11 protein-coding genes are annotated in these 12,650 nt (G+C 39.0%); 4 read left to right on the top strand and 7 right to left on the bottom strand.

Going from position 1 to position 12,650, the window contains the following annotated elements:
- The first annotated feature begins 101 nt into the window (after positions 1-101).
- On the top strand, positions 102-650 hold the full coding sequence (locus tag BUW93_RS10600) for a type 1 glutamine amidotransferase domain-containing protein (protein WP_081211674.1): 549 nt from the start codon (positions 102-104) through the stop codon (positions 648-650).
- A gap of 79 nt (positions 651-729) precedes the next feature.
- Here the strand turns inward: BUW93_RS10600 and BUW93_RS10605 are convergent, their stop codons facing one another.
- Complete coding sequence (locus BUW93_RS10605) at positions 730-1,044, bottom strand: hypothetical protein (protein ID WP_081211675.1); 315 nt, start codon at positions 1,042-1,044, stop codon at positions 730-732.
- Between the two features lie 79 nt (positions 1,045-1,123).
- The gene (aroB, locus tag BUW93_RS10610) at positions 1,124-2,191 is read right to left on the bottom strand and encodes a 3-dehydroquinate synthase (RefSeq protein WP_081211676.1); all 1,068 of its coding nucleotides are present in this window, start codon (positions 2,189-2,191) and stop codon (positions 1,124-1,126) included.
- 105 nt (positions 2,192-2,296) lie between these two features.
- On the opposite strand from aroB, the gene BUW93_RS10615 reads away from it, so the two are divergent.
- Positions 2,297-3,499, top strand: a complete 1,203-nt coding sequence (locus tag BUW93_RS10615) for a proline dehydrogenase family protein (RefSeq protein WP_081211677.1) — start codon at positions 2,297-2,299, stop codon at positions 3,497-3,499.
- A 70-nt stretch (positions 3,500-3,569) separates the two neighbouring features.
- Here the strand turns inward: BUW93_RS10615 and BUW93_RS10620 are convergent, their stop codons facing one another.
- The 4 genes from BUW93_RS10620 to gcvT all read right to left on the bottom strand — a co-directional run bounded on the left by BUW93_RS10620 (position 3,570) and on the right by gcvT (position 6,656).
- Positions 3,570-4,289, bottom strand: coding sequence for a YebC/PmpR family DNA-binding transcriptional regulator (locus BUW93_RS10620; protein ID WP_081211678.1), 720 nt, complete (start codon positions 4,287-4,289; stop codon positions 3,570-3,572).
- A gap of 97 nt (positions 4,290-4,386) precedes the next feature.
- Entirely contained in the window at positions 4,387-4,674 is a 288-nt protein-coding gene (locus tag BUW93_RS10625; RefSeq protein WP_081211679.1) for a 4a-hydroxytetrahydrobiopterin dehydratase, read from the bottom strand.
- Positions 4,675-4,753: 79 nt separating this feature from the next.
- The gene (locus BUW93_RS10630; protein ID WP_081211680.1) at positions 4,754-5,569 is read right to left on the bottom strand and encodes a sugar nucleotide-binding protein; all 816 of its coding nucleotides are present in this window, start codon (positions 5,567-5,569) and stop codon (positions 4,754-4,756) included.
- Positions 5,570-5,573: 4 nt separating this feature from the next.
- Positions 5,574-6,656, bottom strand: coding sequence for a glycine cleavage system aminomethyltransferase GcvT (gene gcvT, locus BUW93_RS10635; RefSeq protein WP_081211681.1), 1,083 nt, complete (start codon positions 6,654-6,656; stop codon positions 5,574-5,576).
- Between the two features lie 125 nt (positions 6,657-6,781).
- Between gcvT and BUW93_RS10640 the strand changes: the two genes are divergently transcribed.
- On the top strand, positions 6,782-8,314 hold the full coding sequence (locus tag BUW93_RS10640; RefSeq protein ID WP_081211682.1) for an NAD(P)H-hydrate dehydratase: 1,533 nt from the start codon (positions 6,782-6,784) through the stop codon (positions 8,312-8,314).
- Positions 8,315-8,430: 116 nt separating this feature from the next.
- Entirely contained in the window at positions 8,431-9,942 is a 1,512-nt protein-coding gene (gene hutH / locus BUW93_RS10645; protein WP_081211683.1) for a histidine ammonia-lyase, read from the top strand.
- Between the two features lie 75 nt (positions 9,943-10,017).
- Here hutH and BUW93_RS10650 read toward each other — a convergent pair whose 3' ends face one another.
- On the bottom strand, positions 10,018-12,579 hold the full coding sequence (locus BUW93_RS10650) for an ATP-dependent Clp protease ATP-binding subunit (protein ID WP_081211684.1): 2,562 nt from the start codon (positions 12,577-12,579) through the stop codon (positions 10,018-10,020).
- Positions 12,580-12,650 lie beyond the last annotated feature (71 nt).

Genomic DNA, 12,650 nt, shown 5'->3' on the forward strand with positions numbered 1-12,650 from the left:
AATAAAGTTTAACGATAAACCTTCGGTTTTTTATAAAGGCCTTAATACCCATTGGCTCCTGTGATGTTTATCTTTGAGTAAAACCGAAAAAAGATAAGATTATGGAAAAGAAAGTTGCAATTTTAGCTACAAATGGATTTGAAGAGTCTGAATTGAAATCTCCAAAAGAAGCAATGGAGAAAGAAGGCTTTAAAGTGGATATTATCAGCATTGAAAAAGGAAAGATAAAAGGCTGGGCCGATGGGGGCTGGAGTGGTGAAGTAGAAGTAGACCGCACTGTTAAAGAGGTGAAAGCAAAAGATTATAACGGGCTGGTACTTCCTGGCGGAGTTATGAATCCGGATATTTTGAGAAGAGATGAAGATGTCCTGACATTTGTTCGGGATTTCTTTAAACTGAAAAAACCAGTTGGAGCAATTTGCCATGCAGGCTGGACCCTTATTGAGGCCGAAGTGGTGAAAGGTCGAACTATGACTTCTTTCAATTCTATTAAAACCGACCTGAAAAATGCCGGTGCCAATTGGGTTGATAAAGAAGTAGTTGTTGATGAAGGCTTTGTCACCAGTCGAAACCCCAATGATCTACCAGCTTTTAATGCCAAGATTATTGAAGAAATTAAAGAAGGCAAGCACGATATGCAACATGCATAGGGACTGAGATTGCTATGAAAAAGAAAAGAGGCCGTTTAAAAATCACTTTTTAGACGGCCTCTTTATTTATAGCTCGGAATTAATGATCATCATCATCGGAATCTTCCTCTTCAACTTCGTTTGTTTTTTCGGGAATTTCCACTATTGGTTCGTTAAAATCTGAATCATCATAGTCTTCTTCATCGAAATTGGCCATCGTATTTTCAAGACGTGTACTCACTTTAACAAGGTACACGGTATCCTCGGTCTTAACTTCAACCGCATCAACCGTCTCATTCTTAGCGTTTTTAAAGGAGATCACCTGGTCGTCATCATATCCATCGGGATACTTCTCCACCAGGAGGCTAAGTATTTCTGGCGTAAGCTTTTTGTAATCAACAATTATTCTTTTCATAGCGCGAATGGTTTCTGCAATAATAACAAAAAAAATATCTGATTTAGATTTTTAAATAAAACTATTAATTTTTAAAAAATCAAGCTTTTCCATAAAAATCGAATGCTTTTTGAATAACTGCATTTGATACAAGACAGTCAATTAAAGGTTTCCCAATGTCTTCCAGCAGTACGAAATTAATTTTTCCATATTCATTCTTCTTATCATACTTCATTAACTCGATTATTTTTGTAATATCCTGGTCCTCAAACTCTACCTTTCCATACATATCGAGTATGTTACTGGTAATTTGTTCCATTTTTTTCTTAGGAAACTCTTTTAATTCTGAAGAAATAAATGTTGCTAAAATCATCCCAATCGCCACGGCTTCTCCGTGTAGTAGTCTTGTTTTAGAAGCGTGATTAAGGAAGTAAGATTCAATGGCATGTCCAAGGGTATGACCATAATTAAGGGTTTTCCTAAGATTTTTTTCATCAGGGTCACGGGATACTATTTTGGCTTTAATGGCGACAGATTCTTTAATAATATCGTCCAGATCTTCTAAGCTTAAATCTTTTAACGAAGTAAGCTTATTCCAGTACTTCTCATCCTTAATAAGACCGTGCTTTAAAATTTCGGCCAGGCCACTTCGCATTTCATTGGCAGGGAGGCTTTTTAAATAATCAGGGTCGATTAAAACCATTTTGGCGTTATTGATCACTCCTATTTGGTTTTTAAGGTTCCCCAGGTCCACCCCGGTTTTTCCTCCTACTGAAGCGTCTACCATAGCCAATAGCGTTGTAGGAATATTTATATAAGAAATACCTCTTTTAAAACAAGAAGCTACAAAACCACCCAGATCTGTCACTACGCCGCCGCCAAGGTTCAATACCAGGCTTTTTCGGTCGGCTTCCAGTTCAGAAAGTACATTCCAGATCTGGCTGCAGGTTTCCAGATTCTTATGGCTTTCGCCTGCTTCCATCTCTATGACCTCTACAGGAGTTTCTGTTGCAAGCCTGGCAAGAAAGGCGGAAAGACAAAAATTATGGGTGTTGGAATCAACCAGAATGAAAATTTTTGAAGCCTTGTTTTCGGTCAGATAAGTAGCGAGTTTTTCGTAGGCATTATCCCTGTAAAAAACAGGGGCACCAATTGCCGTTTTTGCCATAATTTATAAGGTTTTAAATATCTTTAAAGAAGCCTCGAAAATAAGCAGAAATATTCAAAAAAATCAAAGTCTCTGTTTTATCTTTGTTGTAAGAATTCTAACAACATGATAAGAAGAAAAATATTTAATGATACCAAAACAGCTTTTAAATTAAAATCTGATTTAGAACTGGACCGCGCCGTTTTCCTTTTTAGTATGATGAACCGGCAGCCTTTGGTGAACGCAGGGATTTTTCTTACCAACCTTTCGTTAAAACTACACTTACCAATCGAAGGCTTGATAAAAAAAACCATTTTTGAACAATTTTGTGGGGGGGTTACCGAAGAGGATTGTAAACCCTTAACCAATAAAATGTACGAGAAGAAGCTGCATAGCATTCTCGATTATTCCGTTGAAGGAAAAGAGACCGATGAGCAATTTGATGCTGCTTTAAACAAAAAATTGGAGCTTATTAAATACGCTGCAGAGCGTGATGAATTGCCTTTTGCTTTGTTTAAGCCCACAGGAATTGGCCGATTTGCGATCTGGGAAAAAACCAGTGAACGAATAAATTTAAGTGAAGCCGAACAACAAGAGTGGGAGCGTGTTAAAGAGCGTGTAAATACGCTTTGCCAAACAGCTTATGACCATAATGTTCGTCTTTATGCCGATGCTGAAGAAAGCTGGATGCAAACCTCTGCCGATGAACTTATGGAAGAGATGATGCGCAAGTATAATAAAGAAAAGGTTATTATTTTTAATACCCTTCAATGCTACCGGTGGGATAGGATGGAATATCTTAAAGACCTGCATGAAAAAGGGAAAGCCGAAGGTTTTAAGGTTGGTGCTAAAATTGTTCGCGGGGCATATATGGAAAAAGAGAATGCCAGAGCTAAAAAACATGGCTATGTTAGTCCCATCTGTGAAAATAAAGAGGCTACCGATGTAAACTTCAATAGTATAATGTCCTACTGCCTGGCTCATCTTGACGAAATTGAGCTCTTTATTGGTACTCACAACGAGGTAAGCAATTACCTGGCCTTACAGGTTATGGAAGATAAAAAACTTCCTTTAGACGATGATCGTATTTGGTTTAGCCAGCTATATGGGATGAGTGACCATATAAGCTATAACCTGGCAAGAAAAGGTTATAACGCTGCTAAATTATTGCCGTTCGGACCTGTGCGGGATGTGGTACCTTACCTTTTGCGTAGAGCTCAGGAAAACACCTCTGTTAAAGGGCAAACAGGTAGGGAATTATCCTTATTGCGCGAAGAAAAACGCAGAAGAAAAGGAGAACCTACAAAACACGATCGTAAGGAATTTTAGTTTTTAAGATTAAAATAAAAAAGGGCTGTTTTGAAAAGAAAACAGCCCTTTATTTTTTTGAGGATTCGTTTTAGTCCGTGCTTTCCTCCATAGTGTGATAAACATTTTGAACGTCTTCATCTTCCTCCAGTTTCTCCAGAAGTTTCTCTACATCTTCAGCCTCTTCAGGAGTTAGTGCTTTGGTAACCTGCGGGATTCGCTCAAAGCCTGAAGAAAGGATCTCGATCTCACGCTTTTCCAGTTCTTTTTGTATAGCCCCAAACTGGCCAAAAGGCGCATAGATATGAATTCCGTCTTCATCCTGGAAAACCTCTTCGGCACCAAAATCAATAAATTCAAGTTCCATCTCCTCTACATCCAGCCCTTCAGCAGCTACCCGGAAATTACAGGTGTGATCGAACATAAATTCTACCGAGCCTGAAGTTCCGAGATTCCCATCGCTTTTATTGAAGTGAGAGCGCACATTGGCCACTGTACGATTATTATTATCGGTGGCTGTTTCTACCAATACTGCAATTCCGTGAGGGGCATAACCCTCGAATAGTACAACTTTATAGTCGCCCTGGTTTTTGTCGCTGGCCCTTTTAATGGCACGTTCTATATTGTCTTTGGGCATATTAACGCTCTTCGCGTTTTGGATCACTGCCCGCAGTTTTGCATTTGTGTCAGGATCTGGACCGCCTTCTTTTACAGCCATTACAATATCCTTTCCTATACGAGTGAATGCTTTGGCCATTGCCGACCAACGCTTCATCTTTCGTGCTTTTCTAAATTCGAATGCTCTTCCCATTTATTTTCTGAATAAAAATCCTTGCAAAAATATAAAAAAGCTTCCAATAAAAATCTGGAAGGTTTTTTTCAAGTTGCCTGGTGAGGCTTATATTTCTTTAAGCCGATTCTACAATGTCTTCTATGGCTCTGGCGAGTTTAAAATCCTTTTCGGTGACTCCATTGGCATCGTGGGTGGAGAGTGAAATCTCTAACTCATTGTAAACGTTACCCCAATTGGGGTGGTGCTGCAGGGCTTCGGCCTCAAAGGCAATGCGAGTCATCACAGTAAATGCATCTTTAAAATTATCAAACTGAAAAGAGGTGTGGATAGCATCTTCAGCATAAGTCCATCCATCGAATTCTTTCAATTTTTTGTTGATTTCTTCGTCACTTAATTTTTTCATAATGGTATAATTAAAGCTTAGTCGCCTAAAATTAAGCAACCGGGCGGGAAAAACCCGTTGTTTTCAGCATTTTTTGTGGTTAAACCTTTATGGATGCATTTACCACCCGTTGGACGCTTAGTTCCAAATTTTTCGGAAGTAAATTATCTTTAGGCAGAACGGCTAGAAACCGGTCATTATTAGAATCGTAGACGTTTTTAAAAAGAGGATTCGGGTAGCCTAAGGTTTGACAAACCTCTTCAATAAAATCTTTTTGGTGAATTAAATCGCTGCTTCCCAGGTGAAAAACCCCGTTTTTCTTACGGTTTATTATGTAATGGACTTGCCTTGCAAAATGGTCTGCTTCGGTTACATTAATAACCACATTGGGGAACACCTCTATGGCTTCACCCAAATAGAGCATATTTTTTACTTCCTTTATTCGTGGGGAATCCAGCCCAAAAACCATGGGAAGCCTAAGGATATTGTACTTCTCATTAGGTAATCTTAGCAGGGCATTTTCAATTTTAATCTTGAACCTTCCGTAAATACTTTGCGATAAGGTTTTATCGTATTCGTAAGATGGAAAATTGGTAAAGGCATCAAAAACATTGGCTGAAGAAATAAAAATCAGTCTGGAGTTATGATGCTGCAGATAATTAATAATTGAGAAATGGGCTGCTATTTGTGCATTAAAATTTCCGCGAAGCGCAGAAATAATAATTGTGGGCTTAATATTTTCAAGCAGAATCTCAATATTTTCGGTTTCAAGGTCGTATTGATAAAAATGCTGATTTTTTTCCAGGACAGGATTATCTGTAAAATACGTACCATAGGTATCAAAATAGGAGCATAGCTCTTTATATAAGGCATTGCCTATAAAGCCGCTAGCTCCTAAAATCAATATTTTCTCCAAAAATTTATCCTTTAAAAAAGGGTGATTTCACCTGTGTGGCGGGAACGGCTTTTTTTCTTATTTGAATTTGAATTTTATTTCCAACTCCTGCTACCTCTGTAGGGACGTAGCCTAAGCCAATTCCTTTTTCCAGCGACGGTGACATTGTACCCGAAGTTACCTGGCCAATAACCTTGCCATTTTCATCTACAATATCGTAACCTTGTCTTGGGATTCCACGCTCATCCAGTTCGAAAGCGATGAGTTTACGTTTGGGACCTTCTTCTTTTTCTTTTTTAAGATTTTCTGAATTAACGAAGTCTTTGGTGAATTTGGTGATCCAGCCAAGACCGGCTTCAATAGGAGAGGTTGTCTCATCAATATCATTCCCGTAAAGACAGAAGCCCATTTCCAAACGTAAGGTATCACGCGCCGCAAGACCTATGGGTTTAATTCCATAATCTTTTCCTGCCGCCATCACTTTTTCCCAGATTTCGGCAGCATCTTCATTTCTAAAGTAAATCTCAAAACCACCACTGCCAGTATATCCTGTAGCTGAAATAATCACTTTTTCTACACCGGCAAACTCGGCTACCTCGAAAGTGTAAAATTTCATATTCTGAAGATCTATATCGGTAAGTGCTTGCATGGCTTCAGCGGCTTTTGGCCCCTGGATAGCAAGTAAGGAAAGCTCATCACTCATATCGCGCATCGTCGCATCCATTGTATTGTGGTGAGATATCCAGTTCCAGTCTTTTTCAATATTAGAAGCATTTACCACAAGCAGGTACTTTTCTTCATTGATACGATATACAATGAGATCGTCTACAATCCCTCCCGATTCGTTAGGCATACAAGTGTACTGTGCTTTTCCATCGGTAAGTTTGGAGGCGTCATTAGAACAAACTTTTTGTATAAGCTCTAAGGCTTTATCTCCAGAGATTAAAAATTCTCCCATATGGGAAACATCAAAAACACCAAGTTTTTCACGTACTGTTTGATGTTCAATATTTACTCCTTCGTAGGAAATCGGCATATTATAACCGGCAAAAGGAACCATTTTAGCATTTAAAGATTTATGGATGGCATCAAGGGCGATTTCTTTCATTTTCTTAAAATTTGAGCAAATTTATTGAATTCTCCCTGAAATAAAGATGAAATATATTTTTTTATTAAGTACCTAATATTCTCCATTAGAATATGTGTATTTTAGTATAAAGCAATTTTACTTCAATGAAGATTTATAGTGCCGAACAATTACAAAAAGCTGATAGCATAAGTGTTAAAAACCAGAATATTACCAGTACCGAGCTGATGGAACGTGCCGCCGGAATGGTGTTTAATCAAATTCACTCGCGCCTTGAGGCTAGTGATATTGTGGTAAAAATATTTTGTGGAATAGGAAATAATGGAGGAGATGGTTTGGTGATAGCCCGAATGTTGGTAGAACACGGGTATGAGGTAAAAGTCTTCGTGGTGAACTACAGCGACAAACGCTCAAAGGATTTTCTGATTAATTACGACAGATTTAAAAATACCACTAAAGACTGGCCTGTACTTATTAAAAACCAGAATGATTTTCCAAAAATTGACGAGGGTGATTTTGTAATTGATGCGATGTTTGGAATAGGCCTTAACCGCCCTATTGAGGGATGGGTAGGCGCTTTGGTAGCCCATATAAATAAATCAGGTGCATTTATACTTGCCATAGATATGCCATCGGGTCTCTATGCAGAAAAGATTCCCGAAAGTAAGTCTGCTATCATTAATGCTAATTTCACCCTTACTTTTCAGAGTCCGAAATTCACTTTTTTCCTTCCTCAAACCATGGATAATGTTGGTGATTTCCAGGTGTTGGATATAGGTTTAGACAAGGAATTTCTTGCAAAAACCAATACCAGTGCAAGGTTAATAGGAAAGGAAGAAGCCCGGCTATTATATAAAAACAGGAAAAAGAATTCCCATAAAGGAGATTACGGTCATAGCCTGATAATTGGTGGTAGCTATGGAAAAATAGGCAGTATTGTACTTTCAGCAACTGCAGCACTTAAAACCGGCGCCGGCTTATGCAGTGTTTTTAGTCCTGAATGTGGTTATGAAATTATTCAAACGGCTTTGCCAGAAGCTATGGTGATTACCGATAAACAGAAAAAACATCTAAGCGAAATAAAAATAGATTTTGAACCTGATGTTCTTTGCTTCGGAATGGGGGCGGGGACTGGCGATGAAGCGAGTAGTGCGTTTCAAAAATTACTTAAAGAGACCAAAAAGCCTATGCTAATTGATGCCGATGGTTTAAATATGCTGGCAAAAAATAAAGAACTTCTGGACCTTGTGCCAGAAAGATCTGTGCTCACCCCACATCCTAAAGAATTAGAACGTCTTATCGGCAAGTGGGATGATGACCTTCATAAAATTAAAAAGGTCCAAAAGTTTATAAAAAAATATAATGTAATTCTTGTTTTAAAGGGAGCTCATAGCTTCTGTTTCAGCAAGGAGGAGATTTTTATAAATAACTCCGGAAATCCAGGAATGGCGACGGCTGGTGCTGGGGATGTACTGTCGGGAGTAATTTCCGGTCTGATGTCGCAAAAATACGATCCTGTTATTGCTGTGGTTCTTGGGGTTTATCTTCATGGCTTAGCGGGCGATCTTGCTGCAGAAAAAATGGGATATGAGGCTATTACTGCCCGGGAGATCATCAATAATTTGGGGGGTGCTTTTTTTGAATTATTCACAGAGGAAGAGGACCTTCATTTTGATTGAAACTTTATGCTTAAATCGTGAAGCAGGTAATTAAATGATAAATTTCAGCTAAGTTTATTTGGAATACTTTAACAGATGTTAGATTTTTGAGCTTTCAATTATAAATTTAAAAATTCATGCAAACTCATCATTATATTAGTTCCGCCGTATTAGACCTTGCCACGATTCAGGATATACTGGAAACTAATAAAAAACTGGTCTTAAGCGATGAGTCTGTTCTAAATATCAAAAAGTCCAGAGCCTATCTCGATAAAAAAATCCAGGAAAGTAATACTCCTGTTTACGGTATTAATACAGGCTTCGGAGCCTTATGTAATGTAAAGATCACTTCTGAAAAACTCACTGAATTACAGGAAAACCTTGTAAAATCTCATGCTTGTGGTACAGGAGAGAGAGTAGGGAAGCCAATTATTAAACTAATGTTACTTCTCAAAATACAGTCTTTAAGTTACGGACATTCAGGGGTAGCACTAGAAACAGTAACGCGCCTTTTGGATTTTTATAATGAGGATATCCTGCCAGTGATTTTCGAACAAGGGTCTTTGGGAGCCTCTGGTGACCTTGCACCCCTGGCACATCTCGCTTTGCCACTAATAGGAGAGGGTGAAGTTTATTATAAGGGGCAGGAAATTACTGCTGCAGAAATGTTGCAGAAAATGGAGTGGAAGCCTTTAAAACTGCAGTCCAAAGAAGGACTTGCTCTTTTAAACGGCACCCAGTTTATGAGCGCCCATGCCGTATATGGCTTACTTCAGGCTTTTAAATTGTCTTACCTGGCAGATAAGGTTAGTGCGGTGTCTATGGACGGTTTCAACTGTAATATGTCGCCTTTTGATGAGCTGGTTCATCTGGTAAGGCCTCATAGAGGACAGGTTAAAACCGCAGAAAGGATAAGATATTTTTTAGAAGGAAGTGAAATTGCCCGAAAAGAAAAAGACAATGTTCAGGATCCTTATTCTTTCAGGTGTGTGCCCCAGGTACATGGCGCTACAAAGGATACCCTGGGTTTTGTTCGGAAGATTGTAAAAACTGAGATTAATTCAGTTACCGATAATCCTAATATTTTTATTGAAGAGGATAAAATAATCTCTGGTGGTAATTTTCATGGACAACCTCTGGCACTTGGCCTGGATTATTTAGCTATTGCCATGGCCGAGTTAGCCAATATTTCTGAAAGAAGAACATATCAGCTGGTGTCTGGGTCACGTGGACTACCTCAATTTCTTGTGGAGAACCCGGGTCTCAATAGCGGTTTTATGATTCCTCAATATACAGCAGCCAGTATTGTGAGCCAGAATAAACAATTTGCAGTTCCTGCTTCGGTAGATTCAATTGTTTCATCAAACGGGCAGGAGGATCACGTTAGTATGGGGGCAAACAGTGCGACAAAAATGATTAGAATCATTGAAAATGTAAATTCGGTTCTCGCCATCGAACTTTTTAATGCTTCACAGGCACTTCATTTCCGGGAACCTGCGCTGACTTCAGAAATTCTCCAGGAATTCATTTCAGAATTCAGAAAAGAAGTGCCCATTGTAAAAGAGGATGTCACTATGGCGCCACATATTAAGAAAGCAAAGGAATTTTTGAATTCTTATAGAATTCTACCTGAAGTTCTTTTCGAATAAGACCTTAGAGTTATAAAAAACAAAAAGCCGCTTGAGAAGTCAAACGGCTTTTTGTTTTTAGCTTGTTTTTGTATTTTAAGATTCGGCTTCTTTAACCGGTTTTTCTACCTTAATGGTGAGTTCATTTTTCTTTTCATCCAGGTCCATAAAGATAATATCTCCTTCGGCTATTTTGGAAGTGATTATCTCTTCGGCAAGGGCATCTTCAATATACTTTTGAATTGCTCTGTTAAGTGGTCTTGCCCCATATTGTTTATCGAAGCCTTTTTCGGCAATAAAGTCTTTCGCTTTATCACTTAATTTAAGGTTATAGCCTAACCCTCCAATTCTGTCATATAATTTCACAAGCTCTATCTCGATGATTTTATGAATATCTTCTCTTTCAAGAGAATTGAAGATCACCACATCATCAATTCTGTTAAGGAATTCTGGCGCGAAGGCTTTTTTAAGGGCATTCTCAATAACACTTTTCGTATTTTCATCTGCCTGAGAACGCTGTGAAGCAGTTCCGAAACCAACTCCCTGACCGAAATCTTTCAATTTCCTTGCTCCAATATTAGAGGTCATTATAATAATGGTGTTTCTGAAATCTATCTTCCGACCTAAACTGTCGGTGAGGTAACCATCATCAAGTACCTGCAATAGCATATTGAAAACATCAGGATGTGCTTTTTCTACCTCATCGAGTAATATTACTGCATAAGGTTTACGTCTTACTTTCTCGGTAAGCTGGCCACCTTCTTCATAACCAACATATCCCGGAGGTGCACCTATCAATCGGGATACAGCGAATTTTTCCATGTACTCGCTCATATCAATTCTGATAAGGGCATCGTCGTTATCAAAAAGCTCCCGGGCAAGGACCTTTGCTAACTGGGTTTTCCCCACCCCGGTTTGCCCAAGAAATATAAATGACCCAATGGGTTTATTGGGATCCTTAAGACCCGCTCGATTACGCTGAATGGCTTTTACAACTTTGGCCACAGCTTCGTCCTGACCAATTACTTTTCCTTTTATCTTTTTAGGTAATTCTACCAGTTTATTACTTTCGGTTTGAGCGATTCTATTAACCGGAACTCCAGTAATCATAGAAACCACATCGGCAACATCATCTTCACTAACTGTCTCCTTGTGTTTTTTAGATTCTTCTTCCCAACGTTCCTGGGCTAGCTGAAGTTCTTTTTCAAGATTTTTTTCATCATCTCTTAATTTGGCAGCTTCTTCATATTTTTGCTTTTTCACTACTGAATTTTTCTTCTCTCTAACTTCTTCCAGCTTTCTCTCGAGGTCAAGAATCTGTTTTGGTACATCGATATTTGTGATATGAACCCGGGAGCCTGCTTCATCTAAAGCATCAATAGCCTTGTCTGGAAGAAACCTATCGGTCATATACCGGTTGGTTAATTTCACACAGGCATCAATAGCTTCTGGAGTATAAACCACATTGTGGTGGTCTTCATATTTATCTTTGATATTATTAAGGATTTCTATTGTTTCTTCTACAGAAGTGGGTTCTACGATCACTTTCTGAAAGCGTCGCTCCAATGCCCCATCTTTTTCGATGTATTGCCTGTACTCGTCTAAAGTGGTTGCACCAATACATTGTATTTCACCACGCGCTAAGGCAGGTTTAAACATATTGCTTGCATCTAGGCTACCTGTAGCTCCACCAGCACCAACAATGGTGTGAATCTCATCTATAAATAGAATGATATCGTCATTCTTTTCCAACTCGTTCATAACCGCCTTCATACGTTCTTCAAACTGACCGCGGTATTTTGTGCCCGCCACCAGGCTGGCAAGATCGAGAGTTACAACCCTTTTGTCGAATAATATTCTTGATACTTTCCTTTGGATAATTCTCAAAGCAAGCCCTTCAGCAATGGCTGATTTACCTACTCCAGGTTCCCCTATTAACAGCGGGTTATTTTTCTTTCTTCTGCTTAGAATTTGCGAAACTCTTTCGATTTCCTTTTCGCGTCCAACAACGGGATCTAATTTATCGGCTTCGGCAAGGGCAGTTAAATCTCTTCCGAAGTTATCAAGAACCGGGGTTTTTGACTTCTTAGAGGTTTTACCCGGCCCACCTGAGCCACTCCCGCTAAACGGATTGTCTTTGGTGGCATCATCGGCACCGCTGTCTTCATCAGAAAAAGCACTTGAAGGGCTATCTGTGAAATCATTTTCGTCACTGGCGATCATGTATTTAAACTGATCCTTCACCCCATCATAATCAATCTTTAATTTATTTAAAAGCTTAGTGGTGGGGTCGTTTTCATTTCTTAAAATGCAAAGTAGCAGGTGTGCTGTATTAATTGAAGAACTCTGGAAAAGTTTTGCCTCCAGAAAAGTTGTCTTCAAGGCTCTTTCTGCCTGTCGGGTTAAATGCAGATTCCGCTTGTCGTTAGATAGACTGCCTATGTTAGGATTGGCCGGACTAAGAATTTCGACTTTTCTTCTCAGGTGGCTAAGGTCTATATCCATCGCATTTAAAATATCTATGGCCTTACCGTCGCCATCACGAAGTAATCCCAGCATAAGATGCTCGGTTCCTATAAAATCATGCCCCAGCCTGAGAGCTTCCTCTTTGCTGTAAGCAATTACGTCTTTTACTCTTGGGGAAAAATTATCATCCATCTTTATCTTCCTTTCTCTCTGTTATTTCAACTAAAACTTTCAAAAATCATACCTTTTGGAGAGTCTTAAGC

This window comes from Salegentibacter sediminis (assembly GCF_002078605.1).
In the GTDB taxonomy this organism is placed as follows: Bacteria; Bacteroidota; Bacteroidia; order Flavobacteriales; family Flavobacteriaceae; genus Salegentibacter; species Salegentibacter sediminis.

What these genes read in the sequence shown, in the direction of transcription:
- BUW93_RS10625 (WP_081211679.1), bottom strand. Translation starts at nt 4,674, where the DNA reads ATGAAAAAATTAAGTGACGAAGAAATCAACAAAAAATTGAAAGAATTC.
- BUW93_RS10605 (WP_081211675.1), bottom strand. Translation starts at nt 1,044, where the DNA reads ATGAAAAGAATAATTGTTGATTACAAAAAGCTTACGCCAGAAATACTT.
- BUW93_RS10650 (WP_081211684.1), bottom strand. Translation starts at nt 12,579, where the DNA reads ATGGATGATAATTTTTCCCCAAGAGTAAAAGACGTAATTGCTTACAGC.
- BUW93_RS10615 (WP_081211677.1), top strand. Translation starts at nt 2,297, where the DNA reads ATGATAAGAAGAAAAATATTTAATGATACCAAAACAGCTTTTAAATTA.
- hutH (WP_081211683.1), top strand. Translation starts at nt 8,431, where the DNA reads ATGCAAACTCATCATTATATTAGTTCCGCCGTATTAGACCTTGCCACG.
- BUW93_RS10620 (WP_081211678.1), bottom strand. Translation starts at nt 4,289, where the DNA reads ATGGGAAGAGCATTCGAATTTAGAAAAGCACGAAAGATGAAGCGTTGG.
- BUW93_RS10600 (WP_081211674.1), top strand. Translation starts at nt 102, where the DNA reads ATGGAAAAGAAAGTTGCAATTTTAGCTACAAATGGATTTGAAGAGTCT.
- gcvT (WP_081211681.1), bottom strand. Translation starts at nt 6,656, where the DNA reads ATGAAAGAAATCGCCCTTGATGCCATCCATAAATCTTTAAATGCTAAA.
- aroB (WP_081211676.1), bottom strand. Translation starts at nt 2,191, where the DNA reads ATGGCAAAAACGGCAATTGGTGCCCCTGTTTTTTACAGGGATAATGCC.
- BUW93_RS10640 (WP_081211682.1), top strand. Translation starts at nt 6,782, where the DNA reads ATGAAGATTTATAGTGCCGAACAATTACAAAAAGCTGATAGCATAAGT.